This is a genomic window from Pseudomonas putida (assembly GCF_050989985.1).
Classification (GTDB): Bacteria; Pseudomonadota; Gammaproteobacteria; order Pseudomonadales; family Pseudomonadaceae; genus Aquipseudomonas; species Aquipseudomonas putida_AI.
Map to the genome: position 1 here is coordinate 501,140 of NZ_CP158815.1, position 22,944 is coordinate 524,083.

The 22,944-nt window shown below is 60.5% G+C and carries 20 protein-coding genes and 1 tRNA gene; 8 read left to right on the forward strand and 13 right to left on the reverse strand.

All coding sequences use genetic code 11. The features are described 5' to 3' along the window. Positions 1-119: 119 nt before the first annotated feature. Positions 120-1,022, reverse strand: a complete 903-nt coding sequence (locus tag ABTV29_RS02355; protein WP_433768698.1) for a LysR family transcriptional regulator — start codon at positions 1,020-1,022, stop codon at positions 120-122. 169 nt (positions 1,023-1,191) lie between these two features. Here ABTV29_RS02355 and ABTV29_RS02360 point away from each other — a divergent pair, with 169 nt between their 5' ends. The 4 genes from ABTV29_RS02360 to ABTV29_RS02375 all read left to right on the forward strand — a co-directional run bounded on the left by ABTV29_RS02360 (position 1,192) and on the right by ABTV29_RS02375 (position 3,637). After that, positions 1,192-2,475, forward strand: a complete 1,284-nt coding sequence (locus tag ABTV29_RS02360) for an aspartate aminotransferase family protein (RefSeq protein WP_433768699.1) — start codon at positions 1,192-1,194, stop codon at positions 2,473-2,475. A gap of 251 nt (positions 2,476-2,726) precedes the next feature. Beyond that, positions 2,727-3,083, forward strand: a complete 357-nt coding sequence (locus ABTV29_RS02365; RefSeq protein WP_433768700.1) for a type II toxin-antitoxin system RelE/ParE family toxin — start codon at positions 2,727-2,729, stop codon at positions 3,081-3,083. Beyond that, a complete protein-coding gene (locus tag ABTV29_RS02370; RefSeq protein WP_433768701.1) occupies positions 3,076-3,396 on the forward strand; it encodes a helix-turn-helix domain-containing protein in 321 nt (106 codons plus the stop codon). The genes ABTV29_RS02365 and ABTV29_RS02370 overlap by 8 nt, the downstream gene beginning before the upstream one ends. Positions 3,397-3,478: 82 nt before the next feature. Next, positions 3,479-3,637, forward strand: a complete 159-nt coding sequence (locus ABTV29_RS02375) for a YqaE/Pmp3 family membrane protein (RefSeq protein ID WP_003228885.1) — start codon at positions 3,479-3,481, stop codon at positions 3,635-3,637. Positions 3,638-3,777: 140 nt separating this feature from the next. Here ABTV29_RS02375 and ABTV29_RS02380 read toward each other — a convergent pair whose 3' ends face one another. From ABTV29_RS02380 to ABTV29_RS02425, 10 genes are all read right to left on the reverse strand, one after another. After that, positions 3,778-5,604: a prolyl oligopeptidase family serine peptidase gene (locus ABTV29_RS02380; RefSeq protein WP_433768702.1), complete on the reverse strand. Its 1,827-nt coding sequence runs from the start codon at positions 5,602-5,604 to the stop codon at positions 3,778-3,780. Then, on the reverse strand, positions 5,570-6,745 hold the full coding sequence (gene pqqE / locus ABTV29_RS02385; protein ID WP_433768703.1) for a pyrroloquinoline quinone biosynthesis protein PqqE: 1,176 nt from the start codon (positions 6,743-6,745) through the stop codon (positions 5,570-5,572). Before pqqE ends, ABTV29_RS02380 begins: the two co-directional genes overlap by 35 nt. Beyond that, a complete protein-coding gene (gene pqqD / locus ABTV29_RS02390) occupies positions 6,717-6,992 on the reverse strand; it encodes a pyrroloquinoline quinone biosynthesis peptide chaperone PqqD (protein ID WP_433768704.1) in 276 nt (91 codons plus the stop codon). Before pqqD ends, pqqE begins: the two co-directional genes overlap by 29 nt. Then, complete coding sequence (pqqC, locus tag ABTV29_RS02395) at positions 6,989-7,741, reverse strand: pyrroloquinoline-quinone synthase PqqC (protein ID WP_433768705.1); 753 nt, start codon at positions 7,739-7,741, stop codon at positions 6,989-6,991. The genes pqqD and pqqC overlap by 4 nt, the downstream gene beginning before the upstream one ends. 148 nt (positions 7,742-7,889) lie before the next feature. After that, complete coding sequence (gene pqqB / locus ABTV29_RS02400) at positions 7,890-8,801, reverse strand: pyrroloquinoline quinone biosynthesis protein PqqB (protein ID WP_433768706.1); 912 nt, start codon at positions 8,799-8,801, stop codon at positions 7,890-7,892. 79 nt (positions 8,802-8,880) lie between these two features. After that, complete coding sequence (pqqA, locus tag ABTV29_RS02405; RefSeq protein ID WP_003444522.1) at positions 8,881-8,955, reverse strand: pyrroloquinoline quinone precursor peptide PqqA; 75 nt, start codon at positions 8,953-8,955, stop codon at positions 8,881-8,883. A 154-nt stretch (positions 8,956-9,109) separates the two neighbouring features. Beyond that, on the reverse strand, positions 9,110-11,527 hold the full coding sequence (gene pqqF / locus ABTV29_RS02410) for a pyrroloquinoline quinone biosynthesis protein PqqF (RefSeq protein ID WP_433768707.1): 2,418 nt from the start codon (positions 11,525-11,527) through the stop codon (positions 9,110-9,112). 38 nt (positions 11,528-11,565) lie between these two features. Continuing rightward, positions 11,566-12,360 (reverse strand): carbon-nitrogen hydrolase family protein, encoded by a 795-nt coding sequence (locus ABTV29_RS02415; RefSeq protein ID WP_433768708.1) that lies wholly within the window; start codon positions 12,358-12,360, stop codon positions 11,566-11,568. A gap of 12 nt (positions 12,361-12,372) precedes the next feature. Further along, positions 12,373-14,055, reverse strand: coding sequence for a flavin monoamine oxidase family protein (locus ABTV29_RS02420; protein ID WP_433768709.1), 1,683 nt, complete (start codon positions 14,053-14,055; stop codon positions 12,373-12,375). Between the two features lie 230 nt (positions 14,056-14,285). Continuing rightward, positions 14,286-14,747 carry an Lrp/AsnC family transcriptional regulator gene (locus tag ABTV29_RS02425; RefSeq protein WP_007980298.1) on the reverse strand — a complete coding sequence of 154 codons (462 nt, stop codon included), beginning with the start codon at positions 14,745-14,747 and terminating at the stop codon, positions 14,286-14,288. A 176-nt stretch (positions 14,748-14,923) separates the two neighbouring features. Here ABTV29_RS02425 and ABTV29_RS02430 point away from each other — a divergent pair, with 176 nt between their 5' ends. From ABTV29_RS02430 to ABTV29_RS02445, 4 genes are all read left to right on the forward strand, one after another. Next, entirely contained in the window at positions 14,924-17,278 is a 2,355-nt protein-coding gene (locus tag ABTV29_RS02430) for a glucose/quinate/shikimate family membrane-bound PQQ-dependent dehydrogenase (RefSeq protein WP_433768710.1), read from the forward strand. A gap of 105 nt (positions 17,279-17,383) precedes the next feature. After that, entirely contained in the window at positions 17,384-18,040 is a 657-nt protein-coding gene (locus ABTV29_RS02435; protein ID WP_433768711.1) for a peptidase M41, read from the forward strand. Positions 18,041-18,291: 251 nt separating this feature from the next. Further along, positions 18,292-18,657, forward strand: coding sequence for a type II toxin-antitoxin system RelE/ParE family toxin (locus ABTV29_RS02440; protein ID WP_433768712.1), 366 nt, complete (start codon positions 18,292-18,294; stop codon positions 18,655-18,657). Further along, entirely contained in the window at positions 18,650-18,955 is a 306-nt protein-coding gene (locus tag ABTV29_RS02445; protein ID WP_433768713.1) for an XRE family transcriptional regulator, read from the forward strand. The genes ABTV29_RS02440 and ABTV29_RS02445 overlap by 8 nt, the downstream gene beginning before the upstream one ends. A 44-nt stretch (positions 18,956-18,999) precedes the next feature. Here the strand turns inward: ABTV29_RS02445 and ABTV29_RS02450 are convergent. After that, positions 19,000-19,076 (reverse strand) — tRNA-Ile (locus tag ABTV29_RS02450). A gap of 14 nt (positions 19,077-19,090) precedes the next feature. After that, positions 19,091-22,837, reverse strand: coding sequence for a bifunctional diguanylate cyclase/phosphodiesterase (locus ABTV29_RS02455; protein WP_433768714.1), 3,747 nt, complete (start codon positions 22,835-22,837; stop codon positions 19,091-19,093). Between the last annotated feature and the right edge of the window lie 107 nt (positions 22,838-22,944).

A 22,944-nucleotide genomic window follows, 5' to 3' on the forward strand; every position in this document is an offset into this window, starting at 1 on the left:
GACACGTAGGATTCTGCCAGGGCGGCGGAGTGAAATGGATGTCAGGGAAACAGTCTGCAAAACCCCGCTTCGGCGGGGTTTTCTTATGCCTGCGAAAAAGTGTTTATCGCTCAGGCGCGCTATTCAAAGCGTTCATCCGGCCCATTCATCACTTCCTCAAGCAAGGTGCGCAGCAACGCCAGCGAGGCCTGTTGCCGTTGTACATCCCGACACACCAGCCCGACTTTCAATGGCACCCGTGGCTCGGTCAGAGGTTTCCACAATAGTTCTTTGTTGCCGTGGGCCTTTTGTGAGCGCCCAGGCAGCACGGTTGCCAGCCGTGTGTGCGGCAGGCTGCCAAGAATCCCCGCCATGTTGTTCAGTTCGGCCTGCACCTGCGGCCGCCTGCCCAGGTTCGTCAACTGCGCCTGCCAGATCTGTCGCACCTGAAACTCCTCGCCCAACAGCAGCATCGGCAACTCGGCGGCCTGGCTCATGGACACTTTCTTGAATTCCCGCAACGGATGATCCGCCGGGATGACAAGGGTCAGTTCATCTTCGTACAGCATCACGCCGTGCAGTCCCGGTTGCCGGGGTGGCAAATAGCTGATGCCGATATCCAGCGAGCCATTGAGCAGCCGGCGCTCGATATCCAGCCCCGACAATTCATAGATCTGCACCACCAGATGCGGCTGCTCCTTGCGCAGCCGTTCGAGCATTTGCGGTACCAGGCTGGTATGCACGGTCTGCAAGACACCGATGGCCAGGGTACGCAGCGCTTGCCCCTTGAAATTGCCCAGTGCTTCGCGGGCCCGTTGCAGGCCGTCGAGCAAGGGCAGGGCATGGTTGTAGAGGGTGTGCGCCGCCAGCGTCGGCAACAGGCGCTTGCTGCTGCGTTCGAAGAGGCTGACATCGAGAGTCTGTTCGAGATGACGGATCTGCTGGGACAACGCTGGCTGAGAGATGGACAGGCGCTCGGCGGCGCGGCCCACGTGGCCTTCTTCATACACCGCGACGAAATAGCGGAGTTGCTTGAAATCCATAAGAAATACTTATCGAAAATGCTCGTAAATCGAAATGGCTCAACGCCCTGTCTGAGCCTAGTCTAACCGTATTCACAAGGCTTACAGGGCCACAGAGCGCGATGAATACCGTTTGTTTCGATGGTGTTTGCATAGGCAAGACAGAAAATCTCCAACGGAGGCTGAATCCATGAGTCTGTTCAGCCTGCGTCGTCATTCACCAAGCCTGGATGATCTGGTGGCGAACGCTGCTTTCCCATCCGCGCACGACACGCTTTCCAGCGAGTGCCTCATGCCCAGCGTCGAACGGCCGCAACAGGTGTTCGTCCGCGGCCAGGGTTCATGGTTGTGGGACAGCGACGACCGTGCGTACCTGGACTTCTCCCAAGGTGGCGGCGCCAACAGCCTCGGCCACAGCCCAAAGGCACTGGTCAGCGCGATCAGCGCACAGGCCCAGGCGCTGATCAATCCCGGCTTCGGCCTGCATAACCGTGGCATGCTCAATCTCGCCGGGCAGCTCTGCGCCAGCACCGGCAGCGATCAGGCGTACTTGCTCAACAGCGGCAGCGAGGCCTGTGAGGCGGCGATCAAACTGGCGCGCAAATGGGGCCAACAGCAGCGCGGCGACGCATCGCGGATCATCGTTGCCAGCAATGCCTGTCATGGTCGTAGTCTGGGGACGATTTCCGCGTCAGACAGTTCGGCGCAGATCAACCGCTTCGAGCCGCAGCTCCCGGGTTTCAGCCATATGCCGTACAACGATCTTCCCGCGTTGCACGCTGCCGTGGATGAGCGGACGGTCGCGATCATGCTTGAACCGATCCAGAGCGAAGCCGGGGTGATTCCGGCCACGGCGCACTACCTCAAGGGTGTCGAGCGCCTGTGTCGCGAACTGGGCATCCTGCTGATCCTCGACGAAGTGCAAACCGGTATCGGTCGCTGCGGTACTTTGCTCGCGGAACAGTCCTACGGCATCCGGGCCGATATCGTCGTGCTCGGCAAGGGGCTGGGCGGTGGCGTGCCGCTCGCGGCATTGCTGGCCCGGGGCAAGGCCTGCTGTTTCGACGCCGGCGAAATGAGCGGCACTCATCATGGCAACGCGTTGATGACCGCCGCCGGGATCGCCGTGCTCGACAGCGTGCAGGACAAGACCTTTCTGAATCATGTCGGAGAAGTCGGCCAGCACCTGCGTGAAGGGCTTAAGCGCTTGTCCCATCGTTATGGTCACGGTGAGTTGCGCGGACAAGGCCTGCTCTGGGGCCTGACCCTGTCCGACGATTGCGCCGACGCCGTGGTCAAGGCGGCGTTGCACGAAGGCCTGCTGCTCAACGCCCCGCAACCCGACTGCCTGCGCTTCACCCCGGCGCTGACCGTCAGCAAGGCCAACATTGACGAAATGCTCCTGCGCCTGGCCCGCGCCTTCTCCCGAGTCCGCACCGCGCAATTGCAGTGCCGCAAAGGCATCGCCGTCTGACCGGACACGCCCTGCACTCATTCCCGAACCGTCTCGCGGTATAACGCACGCCCCATGCCTGATTCTTTTGGCGTGGGGCGTTTTTTTGTGGCCGGGTTTTGCTAACGGCGATTTCGGCTTGAGTGGTTGCCCGATCGATGGCTTTTTAGAGGAGCGTCGGCAAGGAACGCCGGTGCCATCGCAACAACATTGTTGTTGCGATGCCTTTGAGTTCTATACCACCTGGTGGTATGTTTTTGGAAGGGATGCCAATGTCACCAAGGCTGTTCAAGACAAAACGTTTTGCAATGCAGGCTGCGAAGGCATGGATCGGTGATGACGAACTTCGAGAGGCATTCGCCGAGATGCTCAGGGGGCAGGCGGTCGATCTTGGTGGTGGAGTCTGGAAGAAACGGTTGAATGCCAATCGGCATCGGTCGATTGTTCTGGCAAGGGGAGGAGGTTACTGGGTTTTCCAGTTCCTTTACGCCAAGAAAGACCAAAGCAATATCAGTCAGGCCGAATTGATCGCATTCCGAGACATGGCGAAGGACTACCAGGGCCTGACAGGTTGGCAAGTCCAATACTTACTGGATACGAAGGAGTTTACGGAGATATTTCATGAGTAAGAAATTCAAAAGTGAAGCGTTTGAGTCGATCCACGAATCGGCTAGCGCCCTGTATGCCATCGGCGCAATCAGCAAGGCGACCATGCGCAAGTTCGATGAATCATGTCTTGCCACGGTCCCGGATGAAATCTCGCCAGAGCAGATCAAGGCATTGCGTGAGCGCAACAATGTCAGCCAGCCGGTCTTCGCCCGCTACTTGAACACCAGCCCTTCCACTGTCAAACAGTGGGAAGCAGGAGACAAACACCCAAGCGGCATGGCGTTGAAACTGTTGAGCATTGTTCAAAAGCATGGCCTGGAAATACTGGCCTGACTGATTTGGCTGAACCCTGACCTGCAGCACAGGTCGATTGCTTATGGCTCGCCCGAGCCGACTTCAATCAGGAGCTGAGCCCATGGATTTCATTCGCATCATCATCGCCATTCTGTTGCCGCCGTTGGGTGTGTTTCTGCAAGTGGGATTTGGCGGGGCGTTCTGGCTGAATATTCTTTTGACGTTGTGCGGCTACATCCCGGGGATCGTGCATGCGGTGTATATCATCGCCAAGCGTTGAGTTCGGCTGCGTCGGATAGATCGCTTTCGCGAGCAGGCTCGCTCCCACACTCGATCTTCGGTGAGCACAACATGCGTGCACAACAGGGATCAAATGTGGGAGCGAGCCTGCTCGCGATGGGCGCGCCGCAACTTGCGACATCAGTTCCCCTGATCCATCACCCGCCGATAAAACAACCATTCCTGCTCCAGCGCATGGGCCTGGTTGCCTGCCTGGCGGAAGCCGTGGCGTTCCAGCGCGTAGTAATGCGCCTCGACCAGAATGCCTTTGTTCTGCAATGCCTCGACCATATCGCGGGTTTGCTGTGGCACGACCACGGCGTCCAGTTCCCCCTGAAAGAAGATCACCGGCACGCGAATGTTGCCCGCATGCAGCAAGGGCGTGCGTGCGGCGTAGCGTTGCGCGTCGCGTACGGGATCGCCGATCAGCCAGTCGAGGTAATCGCTCTCGAACTTGTGGGTGGCGTGGCCCAGTGCAATGGGATCGCTCACGCCATAGAGGCTGGCGCCAGCACGGAATACATTGTGGAAAGCCAGCGCGCACAGCGTGGTGTAGCCACCGGCGCTGCCGCCGCGAATGAAGGCCTTGTCGCCATCGATCAGGCCGCGTTCGGCCAGATGCCTGACCGCCGCGCAAGCGTCTTCGACATCGACGTCTCCCCAACTCAAATGCAAAGCCTGACGATAGTCGCGGCCATAGCCACTGCTGCCACGGTAGTTGAGATCGGCGACGGCGAACCCTCGCTGTGCCCAGTACTGGATGCGCGGGTCGAGCATCGGATAGCACGCCGAAGTCGGGCCACCGTGGATGAACACCACCAGCGGCGGTTTCGCTTCGCCGGTCATTGCCGGGTAGAAGAATCCGTGGGCCTCACCCGCACCGCTTGGATAGCGCAGGGTTTGCGGGCGGCTGATCTGTTCAGCGGGGAGCGGTGCGTTACCACCGGCCAGTACCTTGGTCTCACAGGTGTGGCGGTCGATGGCGATCACCGCCGGGGAACTGATCGGTGATGCCGCAATGCAGTAAATAAATCGCTCATCCAGGGCGAGGCTGCGGAAGCGGCTGTAGTCACCGGTGAATTCTTCACAGCGGGTGCCACAGATACCCAATCGACCAAAACCGTCTTCGGTCCAAGTCGCCAGATAGCGGTTTTCGCTCAGCGGCAGCCAGGTGCAGCCACCGAGTTGCCAGGGCGCCGGGCCATGATCGGCCGCCGCGCTCGGTAACGGGATCAGGCCGTTTGCCGATTCCATCCAGGGCTGCCAGTAGCCGTCACGATCGGTCAGGCAAAACAGCTGGCCGCTGCTGTCAAAGCGTGGTTGTTGCAGCGACTCCTGCGCTTTATCGCCGGCCACGCAGCGAGCCGCACCGAAGCTGCCATCGTCCTGACGTTCGGCAACCATCAAGCGGGTCGCGGTCCAGGGTTGATCCGGGCGAGTCCACTCGATCCAGGCCAGGCGTCGCGAGTCCGGACTGAGGGTCGGGGCGGCGTAGAAATCGGCGCCTTCGACCAGCAGATGGCGCTTGCCGTCAGCCAGGTCGATCGCCACCAGGCGATGCCGGTCGCGGTTTTCTTCAACCGCCAGCACCTGGCCATTGCTGAACTGCAAGTCGCCGTAGCGGCACACACCGGTTGTCAGCACTTCGGGTGTTTCGCCTTTCAACGATTGCCGATAGAGCTGCTGATCGGCTTCGTTGACGAACACCACGCCCTCGTCCGTCAGACAAAACGCGCCACCGCCATATTCGTACACCCGACTGCGCACGCTGTAGCCCAGCGGCGTCAGACAACTCGCTGCACCGTCGCACCAATGCCAGATACGACAGGCCGCGTCCTCCGGTCGATACTCGTTCCAGAACAGGCCCTTGGGACCTGCTTGCAACTCGGCAAAATCGATGCCGGCAGCAACGGCCCTGGCGGCACTGAAGGGTTCAGCTTTTGGCGATGAGGCGTGAATTTCGTTCATTGCGAAAGGCCAGTTGTTCGATGGACTGGGTGGCGTGCCTGGCTTCTTCGCGAGCCTTGAGGATCACGTCGTGATGGGGCGACTTGCTGCACACCGGGTCGGCGTTGCTGGCGTCACCGGTGAGCATGAAGGCTTGGCAGCGGCAGCCGCCGAAGTCTTTTTCCTTTTCGTCGCAGGAGCGACAGGGTTCGGGCATCCAGTCGTAACCGCGGAAACGGTTGAAGCCGAACGAGTCGTACCAGATGTGCTGCATGCTGTGGTCACGCACGTTGGGAAACTGCACCGGCATCTGTCGGGCGCCGTGACAGGGCAGTGCGGTTCCGTCCGGCGTCACGGTCAGAAAAATACTGCCCCAGCCATTCATGCAGGCTTTCGGACGTTCTTCATAGTAGTCCGGTGTGACGAAAATCAGTTTGCACGGGTGCCCCTGGGCTTCGAGCCGGGCGCGGTATTCGTTGGTGATGCGTTCGGCGCGGACCAATTGCTCTCGGGTAGGTAAAAGCCCGACTCGGTTGAGCTGGGCCCAACCATAGAACTGGCAGGTGGCGAGCTCGACGAAGTCCGCTTCAAGGGCGATGCACAGCTCGATGATCCGGTCGATCTGGTCGATGTTGTGCCGATGGGTGACGAAGTTCAGCACCATCGGGTAGCCGTGGGCCTTCACCGCGCGGGCCATTTCCAGCTTCTGTGCGAAGGCCTTTTTCGAGCCGGCGAGCAGGTTGTTCACCTGTTCGTCGCTGGCCTGGAAACTGATCTGGATGTGGTCCAGGCCCGCCTTCTTGAAGTCGCTGATCTTCTGCTCGGTCAGGCCGATGCCGGAGGTGATCAGGTTGGTGTAGAACCCAAGCCTGCGCGCCTCGGCGATCAGCTCGGCGAGGTCCTGGCGCACCAGCGGTTCGCCACCGGAAAAGCCCAGTTGCGCGGCGCCCATTTCCCGGGCTTCGCGAAATACCTTGATCCACTGCTCGGTACTCAACTCCTGGCCTTGCGTGGCGAAGTCCAGCGGGTTGGAGCAGTACGGGCATTGCAGCGGGCAGCGATAGGTCAGCTCGGCCAGCAGCCACAGCGGCAGGCCGATTTCAGGCTTGGGCGGTAACTTGTCTGACGCGATTTCAGGCAAGTTCGATCCAGTGCTGCGCACGGGCGACCTCCATGAATTGCTCGATGTCGTCACCAAGTTCCGGCACGCCGGGGAACTGTTGGTCGAGTTCGGCGATGATCGCCGCGACATCGCGCCGGCCATCGATCAGGCCGCCGATCAGTGCGGCGCTTTCATTGAGTTTGATCATGCCTTCCGGGTACAGCAGCACGTGGCCTTTTTGTGCCGGTTCGTACTGGAAGCGGTAGCCGGGACGCCAGTTCGGGGTCTTGCTGCGATCGAAACTCATAGGGTGATTCCTTTGTGCCAGACCCGTTGCCCGGTCACGCTGTGATAGGGCGGGCGATTGAGTTCGTAGGCCATGGTCATGGCATCGAGCATGCTCCAGAGAATGTCCAGTTTGAACTGGAGAATCTCCAGCATGCGCTCCTGGCCGTCCCGTGTCCTGTAGTGCTGCAACGTAATCGCCAGACCGTGCTCGACATCCCGCCGCGCCTGGCCCAGACGCGTGCGGAAGTACTCATAGCCGGCCGGGTCGATCCATGGGTAGTGCTGCGGCCAGCTGTCCAGGCGCGACTGGTGGATCTGCGGTGCGAACAGTTCGGTCAGCGAGCTGCTGGCGGCTTCCTGCCAACTGGCGCGGCGGGCGAAGTTGACGTAGGCGTCGACGGCGAAGCGCACCCCAGGCAGTACCAGTTCCTGCGAGCGCAACTGATCCGGGTCGAGTCCGACCGCCTGGCCCAGGCGCAGCCAGGCTTCGATGCCGCCGTCCTCACCGGGGGCGCCGTCATGGTCGAGCAGGCGTTGAATCCACTCGCGGCGGATCTCGCGGTCGGGGCAGTTGGCGAGAATCGCGGCGTCTTTCAGCGGGATATTCACCTGGTAGTAAAAGCGGTTGGCGACCCAGCCCTGGATCTGCTCGCGGCTCGCCCGGCCTTCGTACATCGCCACGTGGTACGGGTGGTGGATGTGGTAGTAGGCGCCCTTGGCGCGCAGGGCGGCCTCGAATTCGACGGGGGACATTGGGGTGTTGGTCATTACTTTTCTCCGGGTACAACCGGTGGATTCCTGGGTGTCTGCTCGGGCCTCATCGCGGGCAAGTCGAATCGTCGCACCGCCGCTCCCACAGGTTTGTGTACGCCACAGATCCTTGTGGGAGCTGGCTTGCCAGCGATGGGGCCATCCGCTACAGCACGATACTCATGCCGTCATACGCCACTTCAACCTGCCGCCGTTCCAGCTCCGCTCGCTGCGGCGAATCCTCATCGAGAATCGGATTGGTGTTGTTGATGTGGATAAGCACCTTGCGCTGGCGAGGCAGTTTTTCCAGCACTTCGAGCATGCCGCCGGGGCCGTTCTGCGCCAGGTGGCCCATCTCCCGGCCGGTGCGGGTGCCGACGCCACGGCGCTGCATTTCATCGTCGTCCCACAGCGTGCCGTCCACCAGCAGGCAATCGCAGCCGGCCATGATCTCCAGCAATGACGCATCGACCTTGCCCAGCCCCGGCGCATAGAACAGCTTGCCGCCGGTGTTGAGGTCCTCGACGATCAGGCCGATGTTGTCGCCCGGATGCGGGTCGAAGCGGTGCGGCGAATAGGGTGGCGCGGCGCTGCGCAAGGGCAGCGGGGTAAGGCGCAGGTTGGGGCAGGCCGGGATGCTGAAGCTCTGGTCCAGTTCGATGCGGTTCCAGCTCAAGCCGCCGTTCCAGTGGGTCAGCATGTTGAACAGCGGGAAACCGCTGCTCAGATCCTCATGGACCATGTCGGTGCACCAGACCTGATGCGGGCAACCTTCGCGCAGCATGAGCAGGCCGGTGGTGTGGTCGATCTGGCTGTCCATCAGGATGATCGCGCTGATGCCGGTATCGCGCAGGGCGCGGCCCGGTTGCATCGGGGCGAAGCTCTGGAGTTGCGCGCGGATGTCTGGGGAAGTGTTGCACAGCACCCAGTTCACACCGTCATCGGAAATTGCGATGGACGACTGGGTCCGCGCCCTGGCACGCAGGCTGCCGTTGCGAAAACCGGCGCAGTTCACGCAGTTGCAGTTCCATTGGGGGAAACCGCCGCCGGCGGCGGAACCTAGAATCTGGACGAACATGGAGGCTCCATCTCAACGCTGAAAATAAAACGCCTCGGGATCACCGAGGCGTTGAACTGCATGCCTGTCAAAGCAGAGATTAGCGGCTGGCGAAGTACATGGTGACTTCAAAGCCGATACGCAGGTCGGTGTAAGCAGGTTTGGTCCAGGCCATGGGAGCGCTCCTTGGGGTGATGAGACAGTTGAGACCTATACATATAGTCCACCTCCAACCGGAGATGTTCAGATAGTTAGGCAGCTATGTTACTCAAAATTTCGGGCAAGGGGCGCAAAATGTTCTAAATGGTTAACGATGGTTCCGGTATCGGTCATGGTGCCGTTTGCCAGGGTGCACCCGGGCACGCCCCACTGGACAGACAGCGCCACCCGCCATCGGCTTGCATGAGGCGCCCGGCGGCGGCGATGAGCGCCGGGCGATCCATGGTCGATATTGCCTCGGGCAGCTGCACCAGATAATCCGACGAGTGGCCAGCCAGCTTGCCCTGCCATAGCAGTTCGGCGGCCTGGGCGAAGGGCAAGGCGCTGCTGGCGAATTGATCGGCCAGGGCTTGGCGTTGGGCCAGGAAGTCGGCGTCATCGATGCCTTGAATCATCTGCGGCAACCCATTGAGAAATTGCTCGATGTGTTGCAAAAGATCCAATGGTGGGACGTTCGGCGATTGCACGCCGAACAGCAGAGCGGTTTGTCCATGCATCTGGCGCAAGGAACTGAACACTGCGTAACCCAGTTGCAATTCCACGCGCAGGCGCTGGTAGAACGGCGTCTGACAGAGGTGGGCCAACAGGCGCCACGCGGCTTCGTCAGACATGTCGCAGGAAGCTGACGGACAGAACAGCAGCAGGGCGTGTTCGCTGGAACCGGTGTCCAGGGTGCTCCAGAGTCGCTGCCCATGGATGGAAGGTGGTGTCGATTGATTGTCCGGTGTGCCGGGGATGCGGCTCAAACCCAGGCCCATGGCCGCCTGGGTCTGAGACGACAGGCCGATTCCCAGGCCGTCCCAGCGCGCGTTCGACCAGAGTTGCTGCGGGTCAGATGAGTCATCGGTCCGCTGCAACATGTGGGTCGGCAATGCCTTGAGCAGTTGCCGGATCGGCATCAATGCAGGCGCATCTTGTGGGAATTGGGTGTCAGGATTCGTCAGCGTTTTCAGCGCGTGTTCCAGCACGCTGGACATGGGTTCCTGAAGGCCGGTCATCTTCAGTAGCCATTCGTTGCCTGAAGCGCTGAACGAAACCTCCACTCCCGCCTGCCAGGCTTCCTCGCACAGTGGTTGCAGGCTGCTTTCCAGTCGTGACTGGAGGCGGGCTTCCGGGGCCGAGTCCAGACGCCAGCGCAAATACAACGCCCCTTCGGCATGGTTATCCGGTAATGCCTGGCTGAATTGCATCGGCGAGCGTTCGCGACGGCTGCGGGAACGATCCTGGGCGAAAGTGCGCAGGCCACGGTGGGCGCTGGTCTGGCCGCGAATCAAAGCCGCGTTGGGTGCTGGCGCTTCAGTGCGCAAGAAAGGATTGGGCGTCGGCAGCTGCCATTGGCCAGTCACGTTATCCACAGCACCGAGTTGTTGCAGGATGACCCTGAGGGCGCTCACACCCTGTTCAGATAGCCCGGTTTCCCGTTGCTCGCAATCCAGTCGTGCCAGCTGCAATGCGCTGCTGACTTGCTGCTGGCATTGGAGCAGGGCGGCATATTCGTCGCGCAAATCGCTCCAGTTTTGCCGGGCGAAGAACCCCAGCCAATCCAGCAGATGCTCACGAATCGCAACGGGTTGCCCGCTGGCGTTCAGGGTGAGTTCAACGTGGAGCAGGGCCTGTCCGCCGAATGCATACACGACTGCCGCTTTGAGGCTGTCGGCCAAACCTTCGCTGCGTAGTCGGGCCAGCAGCCCGCCGGGTTTCGCGGCATTCAGCCAATGGCAAAGGAACGCCAACGCTTCAGAGGCTGAGTCGGGCAGCGCTTCGAGCGCGAACAACAGGTCCAGGCGGCGCTCGTTCAGCTGTTGATAACTTTTCTGCGCACTGCTCATCAAAGGCGCAGGCGCTTGTTGCGGGACCAGGCTGCCTTGGGGAATGGCATCGGCAAATGCCTGGGCCAGCAGCTTCAATTCTTCGAGCGGTTGAGGACCGGCCAGGCTCAGCGTCATTTGCCCGGACTGATAAAACCGCTGATGGAAACCCTTCAGCGCCTGCTGAAATTCCTCTTGTTGCACGGGCAGGCTGTCGCGGTTTCCAGCATGAAAACCCCTCAGTGGATGAGCGTCGGACAGCCCACCGAACAACGCCAACTGCTGTTGGGCTGCCGCATCCTGCGACCAGGCGAAAAATTCCGCGTGCAGCACTTCCCGTTCCCGCTGCTGATCGTCCGGATTCATACGGGGATGGGCGAGCATGTCCGACAGACGCTCCAGCCCGCCGCTGAACGCCTGGGTCGGCAATTCGAAGAAGTAGTCGGTGTTGCGCTCACTGGTCCGCGCGTTCAATTGCCCGCCATGACCTTGAACGTAGGCCATCAGCCCCTGATTCGCGGGAAAACGCTCGGTTCCCAGAAACAGCAGATGCTCAAGAAAGTGCGCCAGTCCCGGCCAGGCCAACGGAACATCATGGCTACCGGCGGCGACCCGCAATGCTGCAGCGGCTCGTTTCAGATCGGGCGCATGGCGCAGTGTCACCCGCAGACCGTTGGCCAGGGTTTCAGTGTGTGGGCGAGGGGGATTGGGCGCAGGCATGGGCACTTCCAGAACAGTGAAGTGCCAATGCTAGCGGATTAGCGCTTGTTCAGCGCGGCGTAAAGCTCGGGACGGCGGTCGATCAGGTAACGATTGGCACTGCGGGATTTGTCCATCAATTGACGATCCAGCTCACCGACAATCAAGGCTTCATCGAGGCCGGCCTGGGCGATGCGGCTGCCGTCCGGTGCGGCGATGCTGCTCCGGCCGCAGTACTGGATATCGCCTTCCTGTCCGCAGTAATTGGCATAGGCCACGTAACACTGGTTTTCGAAGGCACGGGAACGCACGGTGACGTCGGCGATGAAATCAAAGGGGATCATGTTTGCCGTTGGCACCAGGATCAGCTCGGCGCCTTCGATGGCCAGGCGCCGGGCGTTTTCCGGGAATTCCAGGTCGTAGCAGATCAGGAAACCGAGCTTCCAGCCGTTGAGTTCGACGACCGGAAATTCGTTGGTGCCGGGGCTGAACATCGAGCGGTCGAGGTCGCCGAACAGGTGCGTCTTGCGGTAATTGCAGACGCGCTCACCCTGGGCGTCGATCAACTGCACGGCGTTGTAGATCTGTCCGTCCTCGGTGCGTTCGGGATAGCCATACAGGATGGCGATCCCGGTGGACCGGGCGATGCGCGCGACCTGCTGTGCCGACTCACCGTTGTGCACTTCCGCCAGCACGCTGACGGCGTCCAGGCCGATGTTGTAACCGGTCAGGAACATCTCCGGCAGCACCAGCAGATCGGCGCCTTTGGCTTCCTGCGCCAACTGCTGCAGGCGTTGCAGATTGCCGGCGACGTCCAGTGGCAACGGTGGACATTGGTAAAGGGCTACGCGCATCAGGGATTCCTCTTACTCAGGCAGGGCGATCGGGCCTATCTCTTTGAACACATCACCCGGGCCCGGGTTCTCTTTATGTGTCGCTCCGCCGAAGTGTTTCATTATGCCCCACACCGCGTTAAGTGATGTCTGCACCGCACCTTCGACCCAGGCCGGCGTCCACGAAACGTCGTCGCCGGCGATGAAAATCCCGCGCTGCTCGGCTGGCATGTCGTCCTGCATGAAGTGAGCGTACATGCGCTGGTTGTAGCGGTAGTGACCGGGCAGGGCGCCTTTGAAGGCACCGAGGAAGTGCGGGTCGGCTTCCCAGGACACGGTGATCGGATCGCCAATGATCCGCGCCGCGATATCGACTTTCGGGTAGATCTTCTTCAACGCATCCAGCGCCAGCTTCACGCGTTTTTCCACAGGATGCGGCAACATTTTCAACGCGTCACTCATCCACGAGTACGACAGGCAGATCACCCCCGGTTTGTCGTCACCGTTGTCGAACAGGTAGGTGCCGCGGGTCAGGCGATCGGTGAGGGTCATGCTCATCAGGTCGCGGCCGGTTTCCGGGTCCTTGTCCTTCCAGAACGGGCGGTCGACCATCACGAAGGTTTTCGACGACTGCATGTAGCGGGTACGGTCCAGGGCCATCCACATCTTTTGCGAGAACAGGGTTTCTTCGCATTCGATCTGGGTGGTCAGCAGCCAACTCTGGCAGGTGGTGAGCACAGCGGCGTATTCGCGGGTGTCGCCATTGTTGTCGGTGACCGCAAAACGGCCGCCCGGTGCGTGGGCGATTTTTTTCACGCCGGAGCGCGGGGCGCCTCGGTGCAGCGACTTGAGGCTGGTGCCTTCTGGCCAATGCACGCAGCGCTCCGGCACATGGCGCCAGATGCCTTGTGGCACTTGTTCCACACCGCCGACCACCAGGTGTTGGTGATCATCGCAGTTGGTCATCACCACGCGGAAGATTTCCAGCATCGAGTTGGGGAAGTCCGAGTCCCAGCCACCAGTGCCGAAACCGACCTGGCCGAACACTTCGCGGTGATGGAACGACAGTTTGGCGAAGGCCTTGGACGTAGCGACGAAGTCATAGAAAGTGCGGTCGTCCCACAGTGGCACGAGGGTGTTCCACAGTTCCTTGAGGCGCGGTACGTCGCGGTCGCGGATCGCTTGCTGGATGTCGGAGAACTGCGAGCCGGCTTCCAGGGCGTCGGCCCAGGCGTCAGCCACTTCCTGGAACAGTGCAGGAAGATCCGCCAGTTTCTGTGCGTAATGGGTTTTACCTTCCAGGTCGATAACGGTGCTGCCGGAAGCCGGCGTCAGCGGGTTCGGGAAGGGCTTGGTTTCCAGGCCCAGCTTGTCAACGTAGTGATAGAACGCGGTGGACGACACCGGAAAACGCATGCCACCCAGCTCGGCGACGATGCCATCAGTGCCGTTGAACGCTTGGGAACGCAGACGACCACCCAGCTTCGAAGCCTCATACACGACGGGCTTCAGGCCAAGTTTCATCAGTTCGTAAGCCGCCACCAGGCCGGCGATACCGGCACCGACAATCGCCACTTCGGCACCGTGATTGTGCTCGGGAATGCTGCCCAGGCCGGCCGGGTGTTCGATCCAGTCGTCGAAAGCGAAAGGAAAGTCCGGGCCGAAAATGGTGACTGGTTTTTTACCGTCTGCAGGGTGGCGATTGTTCTTGTTCATGGCTGACCTTACTGGTATCCGGACGCGGGGGGCGCGTCTGAGTATAGGAAAAGATGCGAGCCATTCTAGAGAGCGTGGAATACGTTAATAAGACGCAAAGTGTCGTCGTTTTGCAGTTAAATAGATCAATATGACGAGTTTGCTATGCAAACTGACAATGAAACCCCCGTGGGAGCGAGCCTGCTCGCGATGGCGTCAGTTCAGGCACCCGCTACTGCCGGATTGAAAACTCAAACCGGCTGCCCCCGATCAATCTTGCTGCTCAGGATGATGGACGTCGTGGTTTTCTCCACCCCATCCACACTGCCAATTTGATCCAGTAACTGGTCCAGTTGCTCCGGCGAGTCCGTACGCAGCCACGCCACATAATCAAATTCGCCACTTACCGCGCACAACTGCTGCACCTGTGCCATGGCGCTCAGTCGACGCAACACTTCCTTGCCGGAGCGCGGCTGCACGGTGATCCCCACATACGCCTGCAACCCACCATCCACCACCCGCTGACCCAGGCGCACGCCGTAGCCGGTGATCACTTTGGCTTTCTCCAGCCGCGCCAGACGCGATGTCACGGTGGTGCGGGCAATGCCCAGTTGCCGGGCGAGCATGGCCACGCTTTCACGGGCATTGATCTGCAAGGCGGCAATCAACTGGCGGTCGATTTCGTCGAGAACGGGCGGGCGAGTGTCAGGCAAAGGGGCGTCTCCAGCGGCACGGATCGGTGGATGAGCATGTTACAGGCACATCCCGCACAGCGGATGTTTCATCTGAATTGATGACCGTTCGTGCCATTTTCGGCTGCGACAATTTGCCATAAGTAACTAGGTAGTACATTATTCCGTGCTTGTCACAAATGGGGATAAATACCGACATGAACAATTCTGGGGCTGCCGCCGGCAGCAAATGGTTGCTGGTAGGGCTGGGTGTCCTGATCGCGTTGATCGGGCTCGGCTTGGCCGGCGGCGGTGGTTATCTGATCACCTTGGGCGGCAGCTGGTACTTCCTGTTGATGGGCCTGGCGATGCTGGCCTCCGGTCTGCTGATCGCTCGGCGCAAGCCGCTGGGCGCATGGCTGTACGGCGTGGCGTTGATCCTGACTGCGATCTGGGCCGTGTGGGATGCCGGCCTGGAGTATTGGCCGCTGGTTTCGCGGGTACTGACGTTCGCCGTAATCGGCCTGGTGGTTGCGTTGATCTACCCGACACTGGTTCGCGCTTCGGGCGCGACGGCGGGTCGTGGCGCCTACGGCCTGGCAGGTGTTCTCGGCCTCGGCGTCGTCGCAACGATGGCCTACATGTTCGTGCCGACCCACGTGGTCAAGGCCTCCAGCGAACCTGCAGTCACACCGGTTACCCCGGGTACCGAGCAGAAAGACTGGGCGCACTGGGGCAATACCACCGCCGGCAATCGCTTTGCCGCTCTGGACCAGATCAACAAGGGCAACATCGACAAATTGCAGGTCGCCTGGACCTTCCGCACCGGTGATATCCCGCAAAGCACCGGCGCTGGCGCCGAAGACCAGAACACCCCGCTGCAAATCGGCGATACGGTCTACACCTGCACCGCCTACGGCAAAGTTTTCGCCCTCGACGCCGACACCGGTGCCCAGCGCTGGAAGTTCGACCCACAAGGCACTGCGCCCAACTGGCAGCGCTGCCGTGGCCTGGGCTACTCCGAGACTCCGGTGTCTTCGGACAATCAGCCAACAGCCTGTGCGAAACGTCTGTTTCTGCCGACAGGTGATGCGCGTCTGATCGCCATCAATGCCGAAACCGGCAAGCATTGTGAAGACTTCGGCAACCAGGGCACCGTCGATCTGACCACCGACATGGGTGAAGTGAAGCCCGGTTACTACCAGCAAACCTCAACGCCACTGGTCGCTGGCGACGTAGTGATCGTTGGCGGACGAGTGGCCGATAACTACTCCACCGGCGAACCGCCGGGTGTGGTGCGTGCCTACGACGTGCGCAGCGGCGAACTGGTCTGGGCGTGGGATCCGGGTAACCCGAACACCACCAAACGTCCTCCGGCCGGTGAGACTTATACCCGGGGTACGCCGAACGTGTGGTCGGCCATGTCCTACGACGCCAAACTGGGTCTGGTCTATCTGCCGACTGGCAACGCCACCCCGGATTTCTTCGGTGGTCAGCGCACTGAATTCGATGACAAGTGGAACTCCTCCATCGTCGCCCTGGATGTGAAAACCGGTCAGGTGCGCTGGCACTTCCAGACCACGCACCACGATCTGTGGGACTTCGACTTGCCGGCGCAACCGCTGCTGTACGACGTGCCGGACGACAAGGGCGGCATGCAACCCGCGCTGGCGCAAGTCACCAAGCAGGGCGAGATCTTCCTGCTCAACCGCGAAACCGGCGTGCCCATTGCTCGCGTTGAAGAGCGCCCGGTGCCGCAAGGCCATGTGCCTGGCGAACGCTACTCGCCGACTCAGCCGTTCTCGGTAGACATGCCGTCCATCGGCAACAAAACCCTGACCGAGTCCGACATGTGGGGCGCCACCCCGTTCGACCAACTGATGTGCCGCATCCAGTTCAAAGGCATGCGCCACGAAGGCGTCTACACCCCGCCGGGCATGGACCGCGCCCTGCAATTCCCGGGTTCTCTGGGTGGCATGAACTGGGGCAGCGTCTCGGTTGATCCGAACAGCAACTACATGTTCGTCAACGACATGCGCCTGGGCCTGGCCAACTACATGATCCCGCGGGATAAGATCGGCGCCGGGGCCAGCGGCATCGAAATGGGCGTAGTACCGCAGGAAGGCACGCCGTTTGGCGCCATGCGCGAACGCTTCCTCTCGGCGGTCGGCATTCCGTGCCAGAAACCACCGTTCGGCACCATGTCCGCCATCGACCTCAAGACCCACAAACTGATGTGGCAAGTCCCGGTCGGCACCGTGCAGGACACCGGCCCGCTGGGCATCCGCATGCACCTGCCGATCCCGATCGGCATGCCGACCCTCGGCGCATCCCTGGCCACCCAGTCGGGCCTGCTGTTCTTTGCCGGCACCCAGGACTTCTACCTGCGCGCCTTTGATACCGGCAACGGCAACGAGATCTGGAAATCGCGTTTGCCAGTGGGCAGCCAGTCCGGGCCGATGACCTACGTGTCACCGAAAACCGGCAAGCAGTACATCCTGCTGGCGGTGGGTGGTGCGCGTCAGTCGACGGATCGTGGGGACTATGTAATTGCCTACGCATTGCCCAAGTAAGGGCTGAAATGCAGGTAAGAAAAAGCCGCGCGATTGCGCGGCTTTTTTCTGTGTGAGAATTCTGCAGAGCTACAGTCACTCGTAGTCGAATGGAGAGCCGACGCGATGGAAACCAAGAAGATGCTTCCCGCTGTACGGGACCATGCCTTGCAGATTGCCCAGCACGAAATGGGGCACTACGTTGTGGCGCGGGCGCTGGGTTTTGAAACGGGGGGCGTGACCCTGACAGTGACCATGGACCTGCGCCACAAAGGGGGCGCCTCCATCAGTCTGGTGCGGCCCATTTCGTCGATGCAAGCCATGAAGCAATACCTGGAAGCCCGAATGATGGTCCTCTTCGCGGGCGCCATGGCGCAGACATTGCCTTCAGCGCAGACACGGGAAAAACGTGTCGATAAAACCAAAGCGGTTGCCATCCTCAATGGTGCGTTTGGCGCGGAGCGGGATGACGCAAAGATCCGGGAGTTGCGGCAGTTGCTGCGCAACTTGACCTATCCCGATACGGATCCGGCGGCGTGCGACAGCATCACGGCCGAGCTTAAGGCGATCAATGATCGGCTATGGTTGCGAACCCAAGAGATCGTCGAAGCGCTGGCCGAGACCATTACCGACCTCGGGAAGGCATTGGTAGAACGCATGGCCCTTGTGGAGCAGTGGGGCAGACCGGCGGATACCTATGAGGTAGTGATGACGGGGGAGATGCTGGAGCGGTTGCAGGTGGTGCAGGTGATTGCATCGTCAGATATCCAGTCTGCAGACTGAAAGCGCCGAAACCTCAGGGCTCGCTCCGTTCTACCCGCTACCTACGGCTGTCTTTGCCGGGCGAACAGGCCGGCACGTCAGCGCCTTCACCGCATCATCAATTTCCGCTTTGCTCATTGAGGTCAGATTGTGCGCGACTTAGACGTGGAAACCATCGCTAACAATTGCTGAGAGGGTCAGGGTAGCCAGTCACCCATAGGAGCTCATACATTTATTACTTTGAGGTTATATTCCTTTGGTGGCATATTTGTATGAAGTGGGACGTTGAATATACCGATGAGTTTGAAACCTGGTGGAATCGCCTCGACGACGCTGAGCAGGACTCGGTTCAGGCTACGGTCATGTTGCTGGGCGATGAAGGACCGCACTTGGGTTTTCCATACACCAGCGATATCGAGGGCTCGCGGCATGGCAACCTCCGTGAGTTGCGGGTGCAACACACTGGCAGGCCTTACCGTGTGCTGTATGCCTTTGATCCGCGTCGATGCGCGATCCTGCTGATCGGGGGTGACAAAACCGGTCAGGATCGTTGGTATCTGGAGCATGTACCTTTGGCTGAGCGTCTATACGACGAGCACTTGGAAACATTGAAAAAAGAGGGCAAAGACAATGGCTAAGAAATTTGCTGATTTGGTGGCACAGCGCTCTCCAGAGTCTCAAGTGCGCGTCGACGCACTACACAAAAAACTGCGAGCCGAAATGCCGTTGCACGAGTTGCGCCAGGCTCAGGCATTGAGTCAGGACACGCTGGCCAAGACGCTGCATGTCAACCAGGCAGCAATCTCCAAGATGGAGCGGCGTACCGACATGTACATCAGCACGTTGCGCAATTACATCCGCGCTATGGGCGGTGAACTGGAAATCATCGCAACCTTCCCCGAGGGGCAGGTAAAGATCGAGAACTTTGCCAACTGAGCAGCCAGACACGAAAAAGCCGCGCATTGCGCGGCTTTCTTGTTTGGTGGGCCCACACGGACTTGAACCGTGGACCAAAGGATTATGAGTCCTCTGCTCTAACCAACTGAGCTATAGGCCCCAGTAGGTCGCGGATTATAACGACGGTTTCGCGGCTGTGCTATCCGAAAAATCCAATACGGCTGTACGAAGAAACGTCGCGGCGAACTCGTCCGGGGGCAGGGGCAGGCTGACGATGTAGCCCTGGATCTGCTCGCAGCCCTCGTAGGCCAGGAATTGCTGCTGCGCCTGGGTTTCGACGCCTTCGGCAATCACGGTGAATTGCATGCTTCGGCCAAGTGCGATGATGGCGCGCACGATGGCGACGTCGTGGGGGTCATCCGGCAGGCCGCGTACGAACGATTGGTCGATCTTGAGGATGTCCAGCGGCAGGCGCTTGAGGTAGCTCAAGGACGAGTAGCCGGTGCCGAAATCGTCGATCGCCAGCTGTACACCCAGGTGCTTGAGCTGATGCAGTACCGTCAGCGCTTCTTCGGCCTGGCTCATGATGAAGTTTTCAGTGATTTCCAGTTGCAGCAGGCCGGGCTTGAGGCGGTAGTCCTTGAGCAATTGTTCGATGCGGCCGAGCAGGTTCGGCTGACGCAGCTGGGCGCCGGCCAGGTTGACCGACAGCGGGCCCAGTCCCACGTAGCTCTTGTTCCATTCGTGCAGTTGTCGGCAGGCGGTCTCCAGTACCCAGTCGCCGATCTGCAGGATCATGCCGTTTTCTTCGGCCAGGGATATGAAGTGCTCCGGTGGCACGTCGCCAAAGGTCGGGTGGCGCCAGCGGATCAGCGCTTCTGCGCCAACCAGGCGGTAGTCGTCGAGGCTGATCTTCGGTTGGTAGTACAGGTGCAATTCGTTGCGTTCGATGGCGCGGCGTAACTCATGCTCCAACGCCACGCGTTCGCTGGCTTGGGCGGTGAGGTCGCAGGTATAGCTTTCGACCCGGTTACGGCCCTTGGCTTTGGAGCGGTACATCGCCGCGTCGGCGTTTTTGATCAGCGTGGCCACATCGCTGCCGTCCTGTGGATACAGGCTGGTACCAATACTGGAGCTGATGAAGAATTCGTGTTCACCGGCCTGGAACGGTGCGGTGAAGCAGTTGAGCAGCTTGTTGGCGATGTTATCGGCATCGCTGGGCTGTTGCAGACCGGGCAGCAGGATGATGAATTCATCTCCGCCCAGCCGCGCCACGGTGTCGATGTCGCGCAGCTGTTCCTTGAGGCGCACGGCAATGCCCTTGAGTAGCAGGTCGCCAACAGGGTGGCCGAGGCTGTCGTTGATGTGTTTGAAACGGTCCAGATCGAGGAACAGCACCGCGCCCTGGCCGCCGTTTTCTCGCTGGGTGTTGAGCGCGGTCTGCAAACGGCTTTCGAACAGCGTGCGGTTGGGCAGGCCGGTGAGCGGGTCGTGGTGCGCCTGGTAGTCGAGTTTGGCCTGGGCGTGCTTGAGGCTGGAAATGTCTGCGAACACGGCGACAAAGTGGGTGATGAACTTGTCCCGGTTACGCACGGCGCTGATGGTCAGCCAGCTGGGGTAGAGCTCGCCATTCTTGCGTCGGTTGGAGATCTCGCCCTGCCAGTGCCCTTCGGCGGTCAGTTGATGCCACATCGCGGCGTAGAACGCGCTGTCATGCAGGCCCGAGGCCAAGAGGCGCGGCGTATGACCCAACGCTTCGCTTTCGCTGTAGCCGGTGATCTCGGTAAAGGCGCGGTTGACCGCGCTGATGTGCTGCTGGGTATCGGTGATCAACACGCCTTCAGCGGTGCTTTCGAATACCGTGGCGGCCTGTTGCAGTTTTTCCTGCATCAGGTGGCGCTCGGTAATGTCCCGGGCAATTGTCAGCATGCAGTCTTCATCGCCGATCGGTAGCGGGCGACTGGATACCTCGCAGAGGCGGATCTGCCCGTCGCTGCGGCGGATGTGGCAGCTGAAATCGCGCACGAAACCGTCGCGGTGCAACAGGTCGAGCATCTGCTTGCGTTCGTTAAGGTTGACCCATATCCCCAAGTCCAGCGCCGAGCGATCCACCGACATCGCGCTGTTGAACCCGGTGATGCGGCTGAAACCTTCATTGACCTCCAGCAGCAAGCCATCGCTCTGGCGCGACAGCAGCAAGCCATCCGGAGAGGCGTGGAAGGCCTTGGCGAATTTTTCTTCGGAGGTTTGCAGTTGCTGCTGGGTTTCCTTGAGCTGAGTGATGTCGCGCACCACCACGACCAGGGCCGGGGTGGTATCGAGATCGAAGGGTTCGGCCGAGATCAGGCCGGTAAACACCTGGCCGTTGCTGCGGCGAAAGGGCATCTCCAGGTTGCGGATGCTGCCGGCCTGCAGACGCTGCAACAGGCCTGGTCCGACGCCGGGAATACCCCAGATGTTGAGGTCGGTGGCGGTCAGGCCGATGACGTCTTCGGCCTTGAGGCCGATCTGTTCCTCGAACGCTTCGTTGACTTCCAGCAGGCAGCCGTCGGAGAGCCGGGCGATCACCAGTATGTCCGGGCATTGCTGGAACACCGAGGCAAACTTCTGTTCCGACAGCCGCAGCGCTTCTTCGGTGCGCTTGGCTTCGCTGATGTCGATCATCAGCCCGCGCATCACCGGTTCGTGGCCGTGCTCGATCAGGCTGACGATATCGCGAACCCACAAGCAACGACCGTCGGCGGTGATTACCCGGTAATCGAGGCTGTGATCGCGCCCGGCCAGTACCTCGTGATCGCAGAAGCTCTGCGCACGGGTGAGGTCCGCGGGGTGAATGATGTTGCGCCAGAAGCCCGGAATCAGCCAGTGAGAGAGGGGGTAACCGAGAAGATCCTCGGCGTGCGGCGAAACATAGCTGTAGGTGAAGTCGCTCATTCGCGCTTCCCAGGCGATGGCCGACAGACTCTCCACCAGGCCGCGGTAGTGATACTCGCTACTGCGAAGTTCCTGCTCCAGGTCAACTCGACGGGCGATTTCCGAACTCAGTCGGCGATTGACCCGGATAACGCCTGCCAGAACGGTGACCAGCAGCAGTAATCCCGGCAGGCCATAGACCACCAGGTCGGACCAGAAGGTTCGATGATCGAGGACGTTACCGACCCAATGCTCCTGAATGGAGCTGATTTCTGCCGGAGTCATGTCCGCGAGGACTTTATCCAGGATGCCGACCAGTATTTTGTTGTCCCGTGGCACGCCCATAGCCAACTGATAGCGATAAGGCGTCTCGCCGCTCACGTAGAGGCCATCCAGCTTGAGCTGGCGCAGGCTCCAGACGCTGGAAGCCAGATCCCCCACCACGGCGTCCACTTCATCAGTGGCCAGTGCCTGTAGGGCCGAGCTGACATTGGGCATGGCCACCAAATTCAGGTCGGGATTGTGGGTGCGCAGCAGCTCGTGGGGGGCATAGTTTTCCACCACTGCAATCTTCAGGCCGTACAGCTCCTCGATCTTGCGCGGTTGAGGGCCGCCGACGTGGGCCAGGATAACAATCGGGAAATCCAGGTAGGGGCGGGTGAACGACAGGAAAGCCTGGCGTTCCGGAGTCGACATGATGCCCGGCAAGAGGTCCAGCTTGCCTTGTTTGGCCTGATCCAGCACGACCGTCCAACTGACCGGTTCTATGGGGGTGAGTTTCACCGCCAATCGCTGGCGGATCAGGTCGATATAGTCTGCTGCAAGGCCCTGGTAACGCCCATGATCGTCACGAAACTCAAAGGGTGGCCAGGACGCATCTACACCCAGGCGCAAGTCCGGGTGGGCCGCCAGCCAGCTACGTTCTTCGTCGGTCAGAGTCAGTGCGCCAGCCGTTGCGGTCCAGGTCATCAGCGACAGTAAAAAAAGCACAGTCGACAGTCTGGGCATTACGGTCTCGTTATGGCACGGGGATTGTTTCGAGTGTAGACGGGCAAATCGGCGGGGGGGTAGGGCGGGGGGATTTAATCTTCACAAAACAAAACCCCCGGCCTGGG

Bases quoted from the DNA above. Each gene is read 5' to 3' on its own strand.
- ABTV29_RS02415 (WP_433768708.1), bottom strand. From the start codon at position 12,360: ATGCGCGTAGCCCTTTACCAATGTCCACCGTTGCCACTGGACGTCGCC.
- pqqF (WP_433768707.1), bottom strand. From the start codon at position 11,527: ATGCCTGCGCCCAATCCCCCTCGCCCACACACTGAAACCCTGGCCAAC.
- ABTV29_RS02360 (WP_433768699.1), top strand. From the start codon at position 1,192: ATGAGTCTGTTCAGCCTGCGTCGTCATTCACCAAGCCTGGATGATCTG.
- ABTV29_RS02375 (WP_003228885.1), top strand. From the start codon at position 3,479: ATGGATTTCATTCGCATCATCATCGCCATTCTGTTGCCGCCGTTGGGT.
- pqqC (WP_433768705.1), bottom strand. From the start codon at position 7,741: ATGACCAACACCCCAATGTCCCCCGTCGAATTCGAGGCCGCCCTGCGC.
- ABTV29_RS02445 (WP_433768713.1), top strand. From the start codon at position 18,650: ATGGCTAAGAAATTTGCTGATTTGGTGGCACAGCGCTCTCCAGAGTCT.
- ABTV29_RS02435 (WP_433768711.1), top strand. From the start codon at position 17,384: ATGGAAACCAAGAAGATGCTTCCCGCTGTACGGGACCATGCCTTGCAG.
- ABTV29_RS02370 (WP_433768701.1), top strand. From the start codon at position 3,076: ATGAGTAAGAAATTCAAAAGTGAAGCGTTTGAGTCGATCCACGAATCG.
- ABTV29_RS02420 (WP_433768709.1), bottom strand. From the start codon at position 14,055: ATGAACAAGAACAATCGCCACCCTGCAGACGGTAAAAAACCAGTCACC.
- ABTV29_RS02455 (WP_433768714.1), bottom strand. From the start codon at position 22,837: ATGCCCAGACTGTCGACTGTGCTTTTTTTACTGTCGCTGATGACCTGG.
- ABTV29_RS02440 (WP_433768712.1), top strand. From the start codon at position 18,292: ATGAAGTGGGACGTTGAATATACCGATGAGTTTGAAACCTGGTGGAAT.
- ABTV29_RS02430 (WP_433768710.1), top strand. From the start codon at position 14,924: ATGAACAATTCTGGGGCTGCCGCCGGCAGCAAATGGTTGCTGGTAGGG.
- pqqB (WP_433768706.1), bottom strand. From the start codon at position 8,801: ATGTTCGTCCAGATTCTAGGTTCCGCCGCCGGCGGCGGTTTCCCCCAA.
- ABTV29_RS02365 (WP_433768700.1), top strand. From the start codon at position 2,727: ATGTCACCAAGGCTGTTCAAGACAAAACGTTTTGCAATGCAGGCTGCG.
- ABTV29_RS02355 (WP_433768698.1), bottom strand. From the start codon at position 1,022: ATGGATTTCAAGCAACTCCGCTATTTCGTCGCGGTGTATGAAGAAGGC.
- ABTV29_RS02380 (WP_433768702.1), bottom strand. From the start codon at position 5,604: ATGAACGAAATTCACGCCTCATCGCCAAAAGCTGAACCCTTCAGTGCC.
- pqqD (WP_433768704.1), bottom strand. From the start codon at position 6,992: ATGAGTTTCGATCGCAGCAAGACCCCGAACTGGCGTCCCGGCTACCGC.